The sequence below is a fragment of the Achromobacter sp. UBA5777 genome, from assembly GCF_002418565.1.
In the GTDB taxonomy this organism is placed as follows: Bacteria; Pseudomonadota; Gammaproteobacteria; order Burkholderiales; family Burkholderiaceae_B; genus Achromobacter; species Achromobacter animicus.
On the sequence record NZ_DIEJ01000193.1, the window covers coordinates 24447 to 42300 of the forward strand.

The 17854-nt window shown below is 65.7% G+C and carries 19 protein-coding genes; 4 read left to right on the forward strand and 15 right to left on the reverse strand.

Going from position 1 to position 17854, the window contains the following annotated elements; translation table 11 throughout:
- Positions 1–6: 6 nt before the first annotated feature.
- Positions 7–840, reverse strand: coding sequence for an oxidoreductase (locus B3446_RS15535; RefSeq protein WP_291383148.1), 834 nt, complete (start codon positions 838–840; stop codon positions 7–9).
- A gap of 150 nt (positions 841–990) precedes the next feature.
- Here B3446_RS15535 and B3446_RS15540 point away from each other — a divergent pair, with 150 nt between their 5' ends.
- The gene (locus tag B3446_RS15540) at positions 991–1899 is read left to right on the forward strand and encodes an AraC family transcriptional regulator (RefSeq protein WP_291383173.1); all 909 of its coding nucleotides are present in this window, start codon (positions 991–993) and stop codon (positions 1897–1899) included.
- A 27-nt stretch (positions 1900–1926) separates the two neighbouring features.
- On the opposite strand, the gene B3446_RS15545 is transcribed toward B3446_RS15540, so the two are convergent.
- From B3446_RS15545 to B3446_RS15555, 3 genes are all read right to left on the reverse strand, one after another.
- Positions 1927–2526: a glutathione S-transferase gene (locus tag B3446_RS15545; RefSeq protein WP_291383150.1), complete on the reverse strand. Its 600-nt coding sequence runs from the start codon at positions 2524–2526 to the stop codon at positions 1927–1929.
- 234 nt (positions 2527–2760) lie between these two features.
- Positions 2761–3411 (reverse strand): carbonic anhydrase, encoded by a 651-nt coding sequence (locus tag B3446_RS15550; RefSeq protein WP_291383152.1) that lies wholly within the window; start codon positions 3409–3411, stop codon positions 2761–2763.
- 185 nt (positions 3412–3596) lie between these two features.
- A complete protein-coding gene (locus B3446_RS15555; protein WP_224776906.1) occupies positions 3597–4106 on the reverse strand; it encodes an FxLYD domain-containing protein in 510 nt (169 codons plus the stop codon).
- Positions 4107–4183: 77 nt separating this feature from the next.
- On the opposite strand from B3446_RS15555, the gene B3446_RS15560 reads away from it, so the two are divergent.
- Positions 4184–4510, forward strand: a complete 327-nt coding sequence (locus B3446_RS15560; protein ID WP_175139528.1) for a PsiF family protein — start codon at positions 4184–4186, stop codon at positions 4508–4510.
- 60 nt (positions 4511–4570) lie between these two features.
- Here the strand turns inward: B3446_RS15560 and B3446_RS15565 are convergent, their stop codons facing one another.
- Genes B3446_RS15565 through B3446_RS15590 form a run of 6 tightly spaced genes read right to left on the reverse strand, consistent with a single transcriptional unit; the run spans position 4571 to position 8426 of the window.
- On the reverse strand, positions 4571–5611 hold the full coding sequence (locus tag B3446_RS15565; protein WP_191578254.1) for a cyclase family protein: 1041 nt from the start codon (positions 5609–5611) through the stop codon (positions 4571–4573).
- 5 nt (positions 5612–5616) lie between these two features.
- On the reverse strand, positions 5617–6396 hold the full coding sequence (gene pcaD / locus B3446_RS15570; RefSeq protein ID WP_291383156.1) for a 3-oxoadipate enol-lactonase: 780 nt from the start codon (positions 6394–6396) through the stop codon (positions 5617–5619).
- Positions 6397–6450: 54 nt separating this feature from the next.
- Positions 6451–6747 (reverse strand): YciI family protein, encoded by a 297-nt coding sequence (locus B3446_RS15575; protein ID WP_105240952.1) that lies wholly within the window; start codon positions 6745–6747, stop codon positions 6451–6453.
- Between the two features lie 12 nt (positions 6748–6759).
- Positions 6760–7035: a muconolactone Delta-isomerase gene (gene catC, locus B3446_RS15580; RefSeq protein ID WP_056559790.1), complete on the reverse strand. Its 276-nt coding sequence runs from the start codon at positions 7033–7035 to the stop codon at positions 6760–6762.
- Between the two features lie 60 nt (positions 7036–7095).
- The gene (locus tag B3446_RS15585; RefSeq protein WP_175122167.1) at positions 7096–7740 is read right to left on the reverse strand and encodes a 3-oxoacid CoA-transferase subunit B; all 645 of its coding nucleotides are present in this window, start codon (positions 7738–7740) and stop codon (positions 7096–7098) included.
- Positions 7737–8426 carry a 3-oxoacid CoA-transferase subunit A gene (locus tag B3446_RS15590; RefSeq protein WP_056559787.1) on the reverse strand — a complete coding sequence of 230 codons (690 nt, stop codon included), beginning with the start codon at positions 8424–8426 and terminating at the stop codon, positions 7737–7739. The genes B3446_RS15585 and B3446_RS15590 overlap by 4 nt, the downstream gene beginning before the upstream one ends.
- A 193-nt stretch (positions 8427–8619) precedes the next feature.
- Between B3446_RS15590 and B3446_RS15595 the strand changes: the two genes are divergently transcribed.
- Entirely contained in the window at positions 8620–9402 is a 783-nt protein-coding gene (locus tag B3446_RS15595; protein ID WP_291383160.1) for an IclR family transcriptional regulator, read from the forward strand.
- A gap of 50 nt (positions 9403–9452) precedes the next feature.
- Here the strand turns inward: B3446_RS15595 and B3446_RS15600 are convergent, their stop codons facing one another.
- From B3446_RS15600 to ppc, 5 genes are all read right to left on the reverse strand, one after another.
- Positions 9453–10181, reverse strand: coding sequence for an SDR family NAD(P)-dependent oxidoreductase (locus tag B3446_RS15600; protein WP_056559783.1), 729 nt, complete (start codon positions 10179–10181; stop codon positions 9453–9455).
- A 139-nt stretch (positions 10182–10320) separates the two neighbouring features.
- Positions 10321–11661 carry a short-chain fatty acid transporter gene (locus tag B3446_RS15605; RefSeq protein WP_175122169.1) on the reverse strand — a complete coding sequence of 447 codons (1341 nt, stop codon included), beginning with the start codon at positions 11659–11661 and terminating at the stop codon, positions 10321–10323.
- 171 nt (positions 11662–11832) lie between these two features.
- Positions 11833–12768, reverse strand: a complete 936-nt coding sequence (locus tag B3446_RS15610) for a 3-hydroxyacyl-CoA dehydrogenase family protein (RefSeq protein ID WP_291383164.1) — start codon at positions 12766–12768, stop codon at positions 11833–11835.
- A gap of 679 nt (positions 12769–13447) precedes the next feature.
- Positions 13448–13882, reverse strand: a complete 435-nt coding sequence (locus tag B3446_RS15615) for a VOC family protein (protein WP_291383166.1) — start codon at positions 13880–13882, stop codon at positions 13448–13450.
- 22 nt (positions 13883–13904) lie between these two features.
- Complete coding sequence (gene ppc, locus B3446_RS15620; protein WP_191578250.1) at positions 13905–16754, reverse strand: phosphoenolpyruvate carboxylase; 2850 nt, start codon at positions 16752–16754, stop codon at positions 13905–13907.
- Positions 16755–16921: 167 nt separating this feature from the next.
- Between ppc and queC the strand changes: the two genes are divergently transcribed.
- Positions 16922–17641: a 7-cyano-7-deazaguanine synthase QueC gene (gene queC, locus B3446_RS15625; RefSeq protein WP_291383169.1), complete on the forward strand. Its 720-nt coding sequence runs from the start codon at positions 16922–16924 to the stop codon at positions 17639–17641.
- Positions 17642–17854: the final 213 nt, after the last annotated feature.

Here is a 17854-nt window from a genome sequence, read left to right on the forward strand (position 1 = left end):
AAGGCTTTACCCATCTGTGGATTTCGTAACCGTCTCCCACGCCGTCAATTCTTCCTGCAAGGTCGCCAGCTTGCCCCGCACCAACCCGAGCGCGTCGCTGCCGAGCAGCAGGTGCGCGGGAGGATGATCGGCGTCGATGGCCGCCAGCATGGCGCGCGCCGCCTTGCGCGGATCCCCCAGCTGACGGCCGTTTTTCTCTTCGCGGGCCTTGCGGATGGGGTCGAAGATGGGGTCGTAGTCCGCAATGGTGCGGGGCGTGCGCGTCATGGATCGGCCCGCCCAGTCGGTGCGGAACGATCCCGGCGCCACCGCCGTCACGGCGATGCCCAGCGGCTGCACTTCCTTGCCCAGGGCTTCGGAAATCCCCTCCAGCGCGAACTTGCTGCCGCAGTAGTACGCGATGCCCGGCATGGTGATGTGGCCACCCATGGAAGTGATGTTCAGGATGTGGCCGCGCCGGCGTTGGCGCATGAAGGGCAGGACCGCCTTCATCATCGCGACCGCGCCAAACACGTTCACGTCGAACTGGCGGCGCATTTCGGACAGGGGCGACTCTTCCATCACGCCTTCGTGGCCGTAGCCCGCGTTGTTGACCAGCACCTCGATGGCGCCGACGCTGGCCTCGATATCGGCCACCACGCCGTCGATGGCGTCGAAGTCGGTGACGTCCAACACGCGGCCGATGGCAGCGCCGGGAGACAGGCTTTCAAACGCGATGCGGGCCGGTTCGGCGCGCACCGTGCCGACGACGCGGTGGCCTGCGGCCAGGGCTTCCTCGGCCAAGGCGCGGCCGAAGCCGCTGCTGACGCCGGTGATGAGCAGGGTTTTAAGCGAGGTCATGAGGGAACTCCGAAGTCAATGGAGAATGCATGGTAGTCTTGCCAAAACCTGTGGATAAGCCGTATTCCGCTGCTTGTCTTGCACAAAGCTATGAGCACCACATCCAAGGCCCCCGACGCCAAGGCCGGTTCCGCACCTGCTGAAAATCGCATGGCCCAGCTGCTGCGCGCCCTGGCGCCTGACGAGGGCTACAACCTGACCGCGTTGCCCAGCGTGCGCGTGCTGCGCGCCAACCGGGCGCTGGCGCGCACGCCGGTGCTGTATGACCCGGGCATCGTGATCGTCTGTCAGGGCCGCAAGCGCGGCTACTTCGGCGATCGGCTGTACCTGTACGACGAGCAGCATTACCTGGCCGTGTCCGTCCCGGTGCCGTTCAGCATGGAGACCGACGCAACGCCCGAGCGCCCGCTCCTGGCGCTGTACCTGCACCTGGATTTCGCGCTGGCCGCGGAACTGGCGTCGCAGATCGACGCCGCCGGCGCCGCGGCGGTTGCCCGGGCGCCGCAGAGCATGTTGTCGACGCCGATGGATGACGCGATGCGCACGTCGGTGCTGCGATTCATCGAGGCCATGACCCGGCCGCTGGAAGCCGCCGTGCTGGGGCCGGGGCTGTTGCGTGAGCTTTATTTCCGCGTGCTGACCGGCCCGCAGGGCGGTTCGATGCGGGAAGCGTTGTCCCTGCGCGGGCAGTTTGGCCGGATCAGCAGATCCCTGCGCCTCATTCACGCGGAATACGCCGGGCCGCTGGACGTGACGCGGCTGGCGGACGAGGCGGGCATGAGCGTCCCCAGCTTTCACAGCCATTTCAAGGCGGTGACGCAGGTCTCACCCATGCAGTACGTGAAATCGACGCGCCTGCACCAGGCGCGTCTCTTGATGGTGCGGCAGGACCTGACGGCCGAGACGGCGAGTCAGGCGGTGGGCTACACAAGCCCGTCCCAGTTCAGCCGCGAGTTCAAGCGCCTGTTTGGCCTGACGCCGGCGGCGGAGGCGCGACGCATGCGCGAAGGCTTCGCCCTGCCGGCGTTGGCGGACGCCACCTACGTGTCGTCACACTGAATCGGCGGCTCCCCGCCGAAGGTTCGTTCAAGGCTTGGTGGCCTGCATCGACGGACGCTGGCTGAAGCCTTCGAACCACTTGGCCGTGGCGGGGTGCGACGCGCGCCAGTCCAGATCCGGGAAGCGGAAGTCCAGGTAGCCCAGCGCGCAGCCGATGGTGATGGTGCCGATGTCCAGCCGGCCTTCGAGGCCTGCGGCATTCTTCTCGATGAGCGCGAGGCCGTCGCGCACCTTGCCAAGTTGGCCTTCAACCCAGCCATCCCAGCGCAACGCCTCCGGGCGCAGCACGGTCTCGTAGCGCGCCAGCAGCGCCGCACTCAGCATGCCGTCGGCCATCGCCTGCTCGGCCAGCACCGGCCAGCGGGCCTTGCCGGCGGGGAAGAACGTGCCGCCGCCCAGATCGTTCAGATACTCGCAGACGACGCGGCTGTCGAACAGCGCCTGGCCGTCATCGGTGATGAACGTGGGCACCTGGCCCAGCGGGTTGCTCGGGATGATGGTCTGGTCGCGGGCGACGGGACCAGCGGCGCTGGGCAGCTTTTCAATGCGGTCGGACAGGCCGAGTTCATGGGCGATGACCATGCACTTGCGGACAAACGGCGAAGCAGGCGAGAAGAAGATTTTCATGGGGTTCCCTGTCGGTGAGAGGCGTCAGTGTTGCGCAGGGGGCGAACGCTGTCCAGCCCGCTTGCGGATGACCGGCGGCGCACACATGAAAGGGGAATGGATGCGCTGCGCAAGGCGGCGCGAACGCTGGCATGAAGGCGATGGCGCGCGTCGGGCGACGCGCACGTTGCATGCAGACCGCGCCGGAACCGTTGCGGTCCGGCGCCCGCCGCGTATCAGCGGCTTATCCGCTGCTTATTCCGTGATGCCCGTTTCCAGGCAGGGCTTGAACTCCCCGGTTTCCGGATCGCGCAGGAACAGAACACCGGTGGCCACGCCGAAGTACGCGCCGTGCAGTTCCAGTTCGCCCTTTTCGACGCGGCGGCGGATGGACGGGAACGTCATCAGGTTGTTCAGGCTGTGCGCGACGGTGGCCAGTTCCAGACGCTTCAGGTTGGCTTGGCGGTCGCCGGTGTCCGGTGACATGCCCTTGGCCACGGGTTCGATCTGCGACATCCACTTGCCGATGAAATCGCTCTTGCTCAGCGGCGTGGCGTCGTCGAAGAAGAAGCGGATGCCGCCGCAGGACGCGTGGCCCAGCACGACGATGTGCTTGACGTTCAGGCCGTTGACCGCGAATTCGATGGCGGCGCTGGTGCCGTGGTACGACGATTCCGAGTCCGGGTCACAGGGCGGCACAAGGTTGGCCACGTTGCGCACGACGAACATCTCGCCGGGGCCGGCGTCGAAGATCGCTTCGGGCGACACGCGCGAGTCGCAGCATCCGATGATCAGGATTTCCGGGCTTTGGCCGATCTCGGCCAGCTTTTGATAGCGGCTGCTTTCAGTCTGGAAGCGGCCGTCCAGGAAAGATTGATAGCCTTCGGAGAGTCTTTTGGGAAACATGATCTTCACTTCCTAGTATCGAGGCCAGGCTTGCTGGCGCGCCGGTATACGCAATAAGGGGCTTCGTTTGGAAGCCCCTGTTATCGAGTCGGCAGACGCAATTTTCCCATAACTGGCCTGATAGCCACATGTCTAAACCCTGATCGCATAAGGGTTTTTGGCGGCGGGCCGAACGGTGGACTGGCCTAGCGCGCAGCGACGTCCAGCGCGTTCACCCGGGCGAATTCCAGCGGCGTGATCGCCTTGACCACTTTAATCTGGCCGGGCGCGAACGGGCCGACGACATCTTCGCTGACTCTGCCGATCTCGCGATTCTGCGCGTCGTACAGGACATAGGTCAGCAAGACGCTGTTGACGTTGCGCTCCGACTGGTTGGCGAGAAAGCCGGTAATGGTGGAGACGTTGCGGGTGCTGTCGCGCACGGCCTGGACGTTGCCCAGGGTGATGCCGTAGGCAAGGCTTTGCGCGGCAGCGGCGCCGGACAGGCCGGCCAGCACGACGAGCGCGGCAAGGACGAGTTTTTTCATGGTTGTCTCCTGATACGGCCCGCGGCGGCGACGGTAGTACGGCATCGCGGCGGGGATCAGGCGTATCTCACTCCTTTCTGCCACGAGAGACAACGGGCCAGAAGGATGAATGGGTAACAGGTTGCGGCGGATGTTGCCAATGCTGGGGCTTTGTTCGATGATTGCCAAGCCGGCGCCTTGGCCGGCGGACCGTGCCGCCCGCGTCGCGCGTGCCATTGCGCGAAGGGCGCTCAAGGGAGGAACTCATGCTTTCCCGTACCAGCCAGCTGGCTTCGGCCATCCTGTTGTCCGCATGTTTTGCCGGCGCGCAGGCGCAGACCCCCGCCGCTCCCTCAACCGCCAAGACGCCCACGCCGCAGCAGCAGCGCATGTCGGACTGCAACAAGGCCGCCGAGGGCAAGAAGGGCGACGACCGCAAGACGTTCATGAGCAGTTGCCTGAAGGGCGAGGAGCCTGCCAAGCAACTGACGCCGCAGCAGCAGAAGATGAAGGACTGCAACGCGAAGGCCGCGGAACAGAAACTGGCCGGCGACGCGCGCAAGACGTTCATGAGCACGTGTTTGAAGGGGTGAACAACCGGCAAGAAAAAACGCCAGACGATGTCTGGCGTTTTTTTTGGGGCACTACGCGCCTCACGCCGTCGCAATCGGCGTGACCGGCGATCCAATCGCATGCGGCAGGCGCAGCGGCGGCGCCGTCAGCATGAAGTGGTGGCGGCCGTTGGCGAACAGGAACTCCGCCAGGTCCTTCAAGTACCAAAGCTCCGCCAGCGGCAGTCCCAGCTTGAACAGGCAGTGATGGTGCAGCGGCAACATCGGACGCGCGCCGGATTTTTCGCGGGCGGGGTAGGCCTCGACCGCGTAGTTGTCGGCGCAGATGGCGGCGATGCCGCTGTCGGTGATCCACTGCAGCAGCGCGTCGTCGGTGCCGTCCAGCGCGGCGCCGTAGGTGTGCAGCACCTCGGGGTCGGGCGTGCCGTTCATCGCGACCACGGCTTCGGCGTAGCCGGTGCGCAGCACCAGCATGTCGCCGCGCTCGACCGTGATGCCGTCCGTTGCCAGCACGTGCATCAGTTCGGCATGGCCGATCAGCGTGCGGCCCGGGCCGTAATGGCGGAACAGGTCGACCAGCACGCCGCGGCCCTGCATGCCTTTCTGCGCCAGGTTTTCAACGCCCAGCTTCAGCGCGGCGGACGGGCCGCCGCTGTTGCAACCGCAGCCGGTGTGATCGCCATCATTCGGTCCCACAACGTCCACGCCCGCCTGAAAGCCGTTGTAGTAGCGCAGCTCGGGTGTGCCGTCGCCATCGGCATCGAACAATGCGCCCACGTGCGCCAGCGCGTCCCATTGCGTCGAATACTGCATCGACAGCAGCACTTGGTCGTCGCTCAGCACGTCGAGTGCGTCGGGGTTGACGTTCTTCAACGGGAAGTTCAGGTACGGCGTGTCCTTGAGTTTGGTGGGGCTCAATTGCGGCGGGTGGCGGCGCGGGTTGAGCACGTTGCCGCCGGGCAGGTCCAGCGGCAGCGACAGGCAGAAGGTCTTGCCGGCGCGGATCTCGCGCGCGCCCTTCAGGACCTGTTCTTCGGTAATGAGATTCAGGCGGCCGAGTTGGTCGTCGGGCCCGAAGTCGCCCCAGTTGGAGCCTTCGGGCCGATGCTTCCAGCGTTGCATGCGGCTTACTCCGTCAGGAAGTCGACGACCGCGCGGGTGAAGGCTTCCGGTTGCTCCCAGTTCGAGATGTGGGACGTGTTCAATTCCACGTAGCGCGCGCCGGGAATGGCAGCCGCGAGTTCCTGGCCTTGCGCGGGCGTGGCGGCCAGGTCGTGCGTGCTGCTGATGACCAGCGTGGGGGCGGTGATGGACGACACCTGCTCGCGGAAGTCGGCGTCGCGCAGCGCGGCGCAGTTGCCCGAGTAACCGGCGTCCGGCGTGCGGCGCAACATGTCGATCAGCACTTGCGTCAGGCCCGGCTCGGCGGCGCGGTAGCCGTCGGTCAGCCAGCGTTCGACCAGCGTGGGCGCCATCTTCTCGAGCGTCTGCTCGGCCACGGCGGCGATGCGGGTGCTCCAGCCTTCGGCCGAGCCGATGCGCGCGGCGGTGTTGCACAGGACCAGCTTGCCGACGAGTTCGGGGCGCGCCAGCGCCAGCCACAGGCCGGTCGGGCCGCCCATGGACAGGCCGCAGAAGTGCGCGCGCTTGATGTCCAGGTGGGCCAGCAGTTCGGCGACGTCGTTGCCCAGTTGCTCGAAGCTGTATTCGCCTTCGGGGACCGACGACTTGCCGTGGCCGCGGGTGTCGTAGCGCAGCACGCGGAAATGCTTGGTCAGTTCAGGGATCTGGCGGGCCCACATGTCGGCGTTGGTGCCCAGCGAGTTTGAGAGCACGAGCACCGGCGCGTCGGCGGGGCCATCGATGACGTAGAACAGCCGTGCCTGGCTGAGATCGGCGTAAGCCATGGGGAATTCCTTTGGGGAAGGCGGCGGCCGCGCAAGCAGGCGGCCGCGCGGGTATTACAGGTGGCAGACGCCGTCGACGTAGGCTTTGCGCCAGCGGGTGATGGTGACGCGGTCGAACAGGTCGGCCTGCGCAAACGGATCGGCGTCGATGAACTGCTGTGCGGCTTCGCGCGTGTCGACGTCGACGATGTACAGCCCGCCGCCCGCATCCTTGCCGTCATCTTGCAGCTTGGCGCCGCACGCCAGCAGCAGCTGCTTGTTGGCGTCCAGGTATTCCAGGTGCTTGGCGCGGTGCTGCTGGCGCATTTCCTGGTGATTGGGCTTGTCGAAGGTTTCGATGATGTAGGGCATGCGAGGCTCCTGTCAGATCGCCGAGGGATGGCGCGCGAGCGCGGTGACTTCGATATCCATGTACGGGAAGAGCGGCAGCGACGACAGCAGCGTGTGCAGTTCGTCGTTGTTTTCGACGTCGAAGATGCTGACGTTGGCGTAGCGGCCGACGACGCGCCACAGGCTCTTCCACTTGCCGTCGCGCTGCAGCTGCTGCGCCAGGGCCTTTTCGTCAGCCTTCAGTTTGTCCGCGCGTTCGGCGGGCATGTCGACGGGCAGATTGACCTGCATTTGAACCATGAACAACATGATGGACTCTCCATGATGCCGCCCCGGCGCGCGGGGCGGTGTAGCGGCAATTTAGGGAATTCAGTTCGAAAATTTCAGCGGCAGGCCGGTCAGGCGCAGCAGCTCATCGGCGGTCATGTCGCCAAAGATGTCGGTGACCGTCACCCCATCCTTGTTGATGTCGAACACCGCAACGTCCGTGTACACGCGCGACACGCAGCGCACGCCGGTCAGCGGGTACGTGCAGGCCTCGACCAGCTTGCTCTGGCCTTCGCGGGTCTGCAGTTCCATCATCACGAAGACGTCCTTGGCGCCGATCGCCAGGTCCATCGCGCCGCCGACGGCGGGGATGGCATCGGGCGCGCCGGTGTGCCAGTTGGCCAGGTCGCCATGCTGCGAGACCTGGAAGGCGCCCAGCACGCAGATGTCCAGATGGCCGCCGCGCATCATCGCGAACGAATCGGCGTGATGGAAGAACGAGCAGCCGGGCAGTTCGGTGACGGGCTGCTTGCCGGCGTTGATGAGGTCGTAGTCTTCCTCGCCCTTGGCGGGTGCGGGGCCCATGCCCAGCATGCCGTTTTCGGTATGCAGGATGACTTCGCGGCCGGCCGGCAGGTGGTTGGCGACGAGCGTGGGCAGGCCGATGCCCAGGTTGACGTAGGCGCCTTCAGGAATGTCCTGCGCGACGCGGGCGGCGATCTGGTCGCGGGTCAGTTTGGTGCTCATTGCTGCTCCTTGGCGGCCTGCTGGCCTGCGATCTGCACGACGCGCTTGACGAAGATGCCGGGGGTGACGACGGTTTCGGGGTCGAGCTCGCCCAGTTCGACGATCTCGCGGACCTGGGCCACGGCCACGCGCGCGGCGCTGGCCATGATGGGGCCGAAGTTGCGGGCGGTCTTGCGGTAGACCAGGTTGCCCCAGCGGTCGCCGCGCTCGGCCTTGATCAGCGCGTAGTCGGCGTGCAGCGGATACTCCAGCACGTACTGGCGGCCGTTGATCTCGCGGGTTTCCTTGCCGTCGGCCAGCGGGGTGCCGTAGCCGGTGGGCGTGAAGAACGCGCCGATGCCGGCGCCGGCGGCGCGGATGCGCTCGGCCAGATTGCCTTGGGGCACCAGTTCCAGTTCCAGCTTGCCGCTGCGGTACAGGCCGTCAAAGATCTGCGAGTCCGCCTGGCGCGGGAACGAGCAGATGATCTTGCGCACGCGGTTGGCGCCCAAGAGGGCGGCGAGCCCCGTGGTGCCGTTGCCGGCGTTGTTGTTGATGATGACCAGGTCCTTGGCGCCCTGTTCAAGCAGGGCGTCGATCAGTTCCATGGGCTGGCCGGCGGTGCCGAAGCCGCCAATCATGACGGTGGCGCCATCGGGGACGTCCGCCAGGGCGGCGGCAGCGCTTGCAACAGTCTTAGAGATCATGATGTTCGCTCATAGGTGGCGTGTCATAATTTGTTCTTCTTTCGAACTTTCGTTCTTCTGAAGAACATCGTTTCATGGGGAATGCGAGGGCGTCAAGGCAAGCCCGCACGCCGCACTCTCCATCGTTCGGAGTCGCCCGCAAAGGGCAACGCAGGCTCGCCGCGGCGGGCCTTTTACTCGTGGAACCAGACGGATGGCCGAGCAAGATCCCCAGCAACCCAGCGACAGTTACGTGCAGTCCTTCGCGCGCGGCCTGTCGGTGATCCGGGCCTTCGGCCCCGACCGTTCGCAGATGACGCTGTCCGAGGTGGCCGCGGTGACGGGGCTGACCCGCGCCGGCGCGCGCCGCATTCTGCTGACGCTGGAACATCTGGGCTACGTCACGGCCGACGACCGCAAGTTCTCGCTGACCCCGCGCATCCTGGAATTGGGCTACGCGTATCTGTCGGGCACGCCACTGTGGAATCTGGCGCTGCCCTACATGGAAGAAGTCGCCGAGCTGACGCGCGAGTCGTGCTCCGTGTCGGTGCTGGAAGGCGCCGACATCGTGTACATCCTGCGCCTGTCGACGCATAAGGTGATGACGATCAATCTGGCCGTGGGCAGCCGCTTGCCGGCGTGGGTGACGTCGATGGGCCGCGTGCTGCTGGCGGGCCTGCCGGAAGCCGAGCTGGACAGGGTGCTGGCGATGAGCCAGATCCAGACCTACACGGCGGAAACCGTCACCGACATCGCAGAACTGAAGCGCGTGCTGGCCGGCGTGCGTGCCGACGGCTATGCCTGCGTGGCGCAGGAGCTGGAACCCGGCCTGCAATCCGTGGCCGTGCCCATCATCGACCGCAGCGGCCGCGTGATCGCCGCGATGAACGTCAGCGGTCACGCCAACCGGTTTTCGCGCGAGGCGATGCTGGAAGCGTTTTTGCCGCCGCTGCGCCGCGCCTCCGACCAGATCAACCACGCGCTGCTGCGCCGCTAGGCGGCGCGGGCGGGCGGCGAGGTCAGTCGTCAAGGGCATGGCGGCCGTGCTCAGATAGGCGCGACGCCGAGCGTCGTGCCGCCGCAGACATACAGCATCTGGCCGGTGACAAACCCGTTGTCGGGCGACAAAAAGAACATCGCGGCGCGCGCGACGTCTTCGGGCGTGCCCAGGCGCTTGACGACGATGCTGTTGATGATGCGTTCGGTCTGCGGCGCGCCGGCCGGATTGCTCTTGGTGAAGAGGTCGGTGGCGATGGGGCCGGGACCGATGGCGTTGACGGTGATGCCGTCGCCGCCCAGTTCCATGGCCAGCGTGCGCGTCAGGCCCACAAGCCCGGCCTTGGTGGCCGAATAGACCACGCGATCCGGCTTGCCCAGCGCGGCGCGCGACGACATGTTGACGATGCGTCCAAAGCCGGCTTCGCGCATGGCGGGCAGCGCGGCCTGCACCAGGATGAGCGCGGTGCGCAGATGCAGATTGACGACGTAGTCCAGGTCGGCCAGCGTGGCGGTGTCGGCCGTGCCGGGCCGCGTGGCGCCGGCGTTGTTGACGAGACCGACGATGTTGAACGCGCTGGTGACTTCGCGCGCGACTTCCTGCGTGCGCGCTTCATCGGTCAGATCGGCCTGATACGAGACCAGACCCGCCGGCGGATTCTCGGGCAGCTTGTAGTCGATGTTGACGACCTTGTGGCCGGCATCGAGCAGCATGCGGATGATGGCGGCGCCGATCCCGGCGCTGCCGCCGGTGACGAGATATGCGGTGGGTTTGGTCATATCAATTCCCGTTCGGTTCAAAAAAACACTCCTCTGACAACTTCCCGGTTCCCCCGATCGGGGACACCGCCAGATCCGGCTCCGCCGGTCTGCAGGTGTCGCCCCTGGGGGCGCGCGTGAGCGCGTAGGGGGGGACCGATCAATGGGTCAGGTAGCCCCAGGCGAGGACGGCGGTGATGTGGATCACGCCGACCCACAGCATCATGATGACGGTATAGCCCATCACGTCGCGCAGCTTGAGCTTGGACAGGGCCAGCGCCGGCAGGATCCAGAAGGGTTGCACCAGATCATTCCAGGCGTTGCCCAGCATGACGGCCATGGTCGTCTGGTTGAGCGCGCTGCCGATTTCCTTGGCGGCGTCGATCATGAACGGACCCTGGATGACCCAGTGGCCGCCGGCGGACGGCGCGAAGAAGTTGATGACGAACGAGCTGATCAGCCCCCAGAACGGCAGCGTTTCGGGCGTGGCGACGTCGACGAAGACCGCGGAGATCGTGGTGACCAGACCCGAGGCGGCCATGATGGCCATGATGCCGGCGTAGAACGGGTATTGCAGGATGATCCCGGAAATGGTCTTGATGCCTTCGGTCAGTTTGGCGACGTAGGCGGCGGGCGTGCCGAGCAGGATGATGCCCAGGAACAGGATGATGAAGTTGATGAGGTTCAGGTCGAGCGAACCGCCGTCCATGAAGTGAAAGACGACATAGGCCACGCCGAGCGCGCCGATCAGCATGCTGAGCAGGCGGCTGTTGTTGAGCTTGGAGGCGATGGTGCCCTTTTCGAGCATGTCTTCGGCGGCGTTGGACGCGTTGGCGTCGCGGTCGATGTTGGGATCGACTTCGACGATGGCCTCACCCTTCTTGGGGTGCAGCCAGGCGTTGAGCAGCGGCAGGGTGATGATGATGACCAGGCTGGTGAGCAGCATGGGCACGGAGAAGATGGTTTCCGACAGCGGGATGGTGCCCATCTGCGCGGCGGTGGGGTGGCCGGGCGTGGCGACGAGCACGGGGATACTGGCGGACAGGCCAAGACCGTACATGGTGAAGCCGCTGTAGGCGGCGGCGATGATCAGGGGATAGTGAACACCCTTGACCTTCAATGCCAGCTTTTTGGCGACGATGCCGCCGATGACAAGACCAAAGCCCCAGTTCAGGTAGCTGCCGACGCCGCCGACGAGAGTGGCGACGATGATGGCGGTGTGCGGCTTGTGGACGTGGCTGACGATGCGGTTGAGCAGGCGGTCGGTGAGCGGCGCGGTGGCCAGCACGTAGCCCATTGCCAGGATGACGGCCATCTGGGTGGTGAAGGCCAAGAGGCTCCAGAAGCCTTTGCCCCAGGCGCGGGTGATGTCGCCGATGCCCTGGCCTTCGATGCCCATGGCCAGAAGCACGGTGAGCAAGGTGAGCGCGATCGCAAAGACAAAGGGATCGGGCAGATACTTGCGCATCAGCTCGGTAAAGAATGAAGCCAGTTTATTCATGGTGCCTCCAACAACTCCGTAAGGCGGTTCTCTGATGTCCGGCGGCGCGGGTCATCGGGTGACGATGCGGGCGTGCCGGACGATTGCTTTTCTTTGTGTGGGTGGGCTCGTGGCCCGATGGCGCGGTCGGTCATGGCCGCCGCGCCTTTTTGTGGATGCTTGAGAACGGACTCAGGAGCCGCTGGCTTTGCCGTTCAACCAGGTGGCCAGTTCGCCGAGGGCGGCGCTTTTCTCGCGCAGGACGCGCTCGCGGCGTTCGGGGCTCCAGGTGTAGAAGCCCTGGCCGCTTTTGGCGCCGATGTGGCCGCTGTCGACTTTGCTTTTGAGCAGGTCTGAGGGTTCGGTGCGGTTTTCGAGATCTTTGTACAGATAGCTGGCGATGGCGTAGTGAACGTCAATGCCGTTCATGTCGCGCTGTTCGAGGGGGCCGGACAGGGCGAGGCGGATGCCCAGGCTCCATTTGACGACTTCGTCGATGTCTTCTGCGCTGGCGACGCCTTTCTCCAGAAGGGAAATGGCTTCGCGGGCGAGGGCGTGCTGGATGCGGTTGGCGATGAAGCCGGGGATGTCCTGACGCACGAGAACGGGGCGCTTGCCGCCGAAGCGCAGGGTGGCCATGACTTTGGCGACGGTGTCCTCGGAGGTGTCGTCGTTACGAACGACTTCGACCAGGGGGATGACGTCGGCGGGGGTGAAGAAGTGGGTGCCGACAAAGCGGTCGCGGCGCTGGACGGCGCTGGCGATGGCGTTGATGGACAGGCCGGAGGTGTTGGTGGCGAAGAGGGTGTGCGCGGGGCTCAGGGTGTCGAGTTTGGCGAAGATGCCGCGCTTGAGGTCGAGGTTTTCCGGGACGGCTTCGATGACGAGGTCGCTGGTGGTGGCGGCTTCAAGGCCGGGTTCCAGGCGGATGCGCTGGATGGCTTGCTGGACTTCGCCGGGGGCGTAGACGTTTAGCTGGCGTTCGATGGTCTTCAACGCCCGGTCCAGGGCGCCTTCGACGGGGTCAATCAAAACGACGTCGAGTCCCTTCGAAGCGAACAGCGCGGCAATGCCGCTGCCCATGGCGCCTGCGCCGATGACGGCGAGATTTCTGAGGGGAGTGTCCATGATGGCTCGCTTGGTGCTTGCGGCTGCTGCTTGCAGGCGGGCACGCGGGGACCAGGGGTGATGCTGTCTCGTCCGGGGTGCCTTTCTGTGCGCGCTTGGCCAGAAAAATCTTTGTGTTCTATATACGAACATTTGTGCGTGTATAGAATTTCTGTGGGGATAGTACTAAAAGTTGCTGGGGGTGGACAAATGGGGGATTGGGGGTGTTCGGTAGGTGGACGGTGGGTGAGGACGGGAGCTGGCCGCTATATACGGGCCGAAGTAGGTTGGCGGGCTGATGCTTGTGATGCGGTGAAGGGCGCTGATCTTGTCTGGTGGGCTGTGGTCTTGCGGTGGACGGCGTTCTTTTGACGCCCGGCACGTCGTCGGCCTGGGGCGCGCGGGGCTACGATTGCGGTCCGGAGCCTTCGCTCCGGACNNTACACGCCCCGCGCACCCCAGGCCGACGACGCGCCGGGCTCCGGCGGCTTGAGTTCGTCGGGGCGCTGGGGCGGGTTGAGTTCTTGAGGTTCTGGCCTGTGCTCGTGCGAGTTTGAAGCGTCTTGCGGTGCCCGCCCCGCGTCGGCCGCGCGGGCGGCCTGGCGGGGCTTACGCGGTGTCTTGCGTCCGTGTAATGACGCTTCGCGATTGCGGGGAAGTGATTCAGCGCGTGTGGCTGCGAAGCGCCGCCTAAGTCTTTCTATGGGTGGTGGGGGTCGGGCTCAGCCTGTGGCAGGCTTTCGTCGTCCGCGCGATGGCAGACCACGCATAGCTTATTGCCGTCGGGGTCGCGGATGTAAGCACCGTAGTAATGCGCGTGATACTCGGGCCGCAGGCCTGGCGGGCCCTCGCAGGCGCCGCCGTTCTTCAGCGCGCATGCATGCGCCTGGCGTACCGCCTCTCTGGTGTTGGCCATGAAGGCGACCATCTGTCCGTTGCCCGGTTCATGGGGCTGGCCATTGTGCGGCCTGCTGATCACGAAGTAGGGGCGTTGCTGGCCGGCGCTCTGCCACCCCGCCCATGGCCGGTCTCGTTCGCAGAAGCGAGACTCGACGCCCAGAATCTCGAACAGGGCGTCGTAAAAGCTCAGGGCGCGGTCGAAGTCGGTGATGCCGACGAAGATGTGCGAGAACATTTTTTGCTCCTGGGCTTGCCGCCTACCCCGAATTCCGCAGCCCCGCCGCGATTCCGTTGATCGTCAGGTGGATCGCGCGTTGCACCCGCTTGTCGACCTCTGCGCTGGGATTCTTCTGCACCGCGCGATGTCGCCGGATGAGATCAACCTGCAGGTAATTCAGCGGGTCGATATAGGCGAAACGTTCCCGGAGGGCGATCTGCAGCGTGGGGTTGTCGGCGAGCAGTTCGCGTTGCGTCAGCAGTTTGAGCATGGCGAGCGTGCGGCCGTGCTCGGCGCTGATGGCGCCAAAGATGCGTTCGCGCAAAGCGCGTTGGGGGACGAGCTGAGCGTAGCGGGCCGCGATCGCCAGATCGGATTTGGCCAGGACCATTTCCATGTTGGAGAGCAAGGTGCGGAAGGCGGGCCAGTCGCGCGCCATTTCGCGCAGTTGTGCAAGGCGGCCGCGGCGCGAGCGGGGGGCGTCGGGAGCGCCGGTTTCGAGATAGGTCTCGATGGCCGATCCCATGCCGTACCAGCCGGTGAGCATGAGGCGGCATTGGGCCCATGAGAAGCCCCAGGGGATGGCGCGCAGGTCTTCGATGCGCTGGCCTTTCTTGCGGGAGGCGGGGCGTGAGCCGATGTTCAGGCCGGCGATTTCGCTGATGGGGGTGGCGGCGAAGAAGTAGTCGGCGAAGCCGGGGGTGTCGTAGACGAGGCCGCGGTAAGTGCTTTGCGCGGTGTCGGACATGAAGGACATGGCGGGGCCGTGGTGGGCCATGTGGGCGTCTTCGGCGCTGGTGGCTTCGGCGCGGGGGGCGAGGCTGGATTCGAGGGTGGCGGCGATGAGGAGTTCAAGGTGCCAACGGCCGACTTCGGCGTCCTTGTATTTGCTCTGGATGACTTCGCCTTGTTCGGTCAGGCGGATCTGGCCGGCGACGGTGCCGGGGGGCTGGGCAAGGATGGCGTCGAAGCTGGAGCCGCCGCCGCGGCCGACGGAGCCGCCGCGGCCGTGGAAGAGGCGCAGGCGGACGTTGCGGGTGGAGAAGACGTCGACGAGCGCGCGTTCAGCCTGGTAGAGCGACCAGTTGGACGTGAGGAAGCCGCCGTCCTTGTTGCTGTCGGAGTAGCCGAGCATGACTTCCTGCGCGCCGTTTTGCGCGAGTTTTACGCGTTGGCGGATTTCGGGCAGGTCGAGCCAGGCGGCCATGATGTCGGCGCCGCGCTGCAAGTCGGGGATGGTTTCGAAGAGGGGCACGACCATGAGGCCGTCTTCGGCGGCGATGTCCTGGCCGGCGGGGGCGATGAGGCCGGCTTCTTTCTGCAGGACCATGACTTCCAGCAGGTCGCTGAGGGTTTCGGTGTGCGAGACGATGGTCTGGCGCACGGCCTGTTTGCCATAGCGGGCGCGGCCGGCGGCGGCGGCGCGCAGGACGGCGAGTTCGCGGGTGGTGTCTTCGGAGTAGGCGATCCAGGGGGAGGCCAGGGGGCGTGCCTGCGCGAGTTCAGTGCGCAGGAGGTCGACGCGTTCTTCTTCGGATAGCGCGAGGTAATCGAGGGGTTTGCCGTTGTGGGTGACGCCGGCGCGCGAGAAGAGTTCGGCGAGCGCGGCTTCGTGGACGTCGGAGCTTTGGCGCAGGTCGACGGTGGCGAGGTGAAAGCCGAAGACTTCGATGGCCTGCTGCAGGCCGGACAGGCGCAGCTTGGCCAGCGGGGCGCCGTGGTGGGCGCCGAGCGACGCGGCGATGACGGCGAGGTCGGCGGCAAGCTCTTGGGGCGCGTCGTAGGCGGGGGCTGCGACGGTGCTGCGGCGGGCGAGGTTCTGGCCGGTGAGGCGCAGCGCGGTGGCGGCCAGGCGGGCGTAGATGCCGACAAGGGCGCGCCGGTAGGGTTCGTCGCGGCGGTGGGGGGAGTCGTCGCCGCTGCGCTCGGCGAGCGCGAGCAGTTCGGGGTCGGCGGCGATGAGCAGGGTGGTGATGGAGAGTTCGGCGCCGAGGGCGTGGACTTCCTGGAGGTAGTGCTCGAAGAGGACGGTGGCCTGGCGCAGGAGGGCGCGCTCGAGCGTGGTGGCGTCGACATTCGGGTTGCCGTCGCGGTCGCCGCCGATCCAGCTGCCCATGCGCAGGAAGGGTTCCAGCGGCGGGGGCGGGGCGGCGAAGGGTTTGGCGGATTCGCGGTTGAGCAGCTTGGAGAGGTCGCCGTACAGGCGCGGGATGACCTGCAGGAAGGTGCTGCGATAGTAGGAGAGCGCGTTTTCGATTTCGTCGGCGACGGTCAGGCGCGTGTAGCGCAGCATGCGGGTCTGCCACAGGGTGGCGACGCGGCCGAGCAGGGCGGTGTCGAGTTCTGCGAGCTCGTCGGGCGTGAGCTGGGCTTCGCGTTGCGCGAGGGCGGTGGAGATTTCGCGGTGGACGTCGAGGGTGCTCTTGCGCTGGACCTCGGTGGGGTGCGCGGTGAGGACGGGCATGACGCAGGCCTCGGCCAGCAGGCGGCGGATGCGCGCGAGGCCGACGCCTTGTCCGCTGAGAATCTGAATGGCTTCGCGCAGGCTGCCGCGCGCGGGCGTGCCGTCGGTGAGGGCGCGGGCGCGCTGGCGGCGGTTCTGGTCGCGATCTTCGGCGATGTTGGCCAGGTGCAGGAAGTAGCTGAAGGCGCGGGCGACGGAGTTGGGGTCGCTGCCTTGCAGGCGCTTGACGCGCTGTTCGAGCAGTTTGCTGTCGGCGTCGTCGCCTTCGCGGCGGAATTTGACTGCGGTGCGGCGCAGGGTCTCGATGGTGTCGAAGACGCGCTTGCCCTCGCATTCTTCGATGACCTCTCCTAATAGCCGGCCTAACAGCCGGATATCGTGACGCAAGGGTTCTGCGGAATCGGACTGCGTGCGCTTGGCATTCATCGTGCGGGGATCCGTCTGACGGCGGTTGGAAGGGGGCTAAGTCGAAGCGGGCGTTGCGGGCAAACCTTGAAAATGATCGGTCGATTTTACGCAGCGTTCCTTACGGGGGAGGCGGTTTGCTCGGTTAAAGTGCGGGGTATCCCTTCGTCATTCCAGAAGCCCCCTTTATGCAAAATCATCAACGTCGCGCGCTCGTGCTGTTTTCGGGCGGGCAGGATTCCACCACTTGTCTTGCCTGGGCGCTGGAACGCTATGCGCATGTGGAGACGGTGGCCTTCGATTACGGACAGCGCCATCACATCGAACTGTCGGCGCGGCTGAATGTGCTGCGCGAGGTCCGGGCCAATTTTCCGGACTGGGCGGCGCGACTTGGCGAGGATCATCTGCTGGACCTGAAGGTGTTGGGGCAGGTGGGCGATACGGCGATGACCAGCGACCGGGCGATCGAGATGCAGGCGAACGGGTTGCCGAATACGTTTGTGCCGGGGCGCAATCTGCTGTTCCTGACGCTGGCGGCGGCGCTGGGGTATCGGCGGCAGTTGGATGTGCTGGTGGGCGGGATGTGCGAGACGGATTTTTCCGGGTATCCGGATTGCCGGGATGACACGATCAAGGCGCAGCAGGTGGCGCTGGGACTTGGACTTGGGTCACGGGTGACGATCGAGACGCCGTTGATGTGGATCGATAAGTCGGAGACCTGGGCGTTGGCTTATGCGCTGGGGGGAGATGCGTTGTTGGAGACGATCGTCGAGGAAAGCCATACGTGTTATCTCGGGGAGCGGGGGGCTCGGCATGATTGGGGGTATGGGTGCGGGGAGTGTCCGGCTTGCAAGCTGAGGAAGATCGGGTGGGAGAAGTGGGTGGTGGCTTCGGCGGCTGAGGGTTGAGCTGCCGGTTATTTTCTGGCGCGGGGGATGGGGAAGCGCTGACGGTTTCGCGTTGGTTTGTGGCTTGATGTGCTGGGCGCTTTGCTTGTCTGGGGCTGGTTCTTAAGCCGCTCGGTGTTTCTACGGACTGGGGCTGGTTCTTAAGACGCCCGGCGCGTCGTCGGCCTGCGGCGCGCGGGGCTACGATTGCGGTCCGGAGCCTTCGCTCCGGAC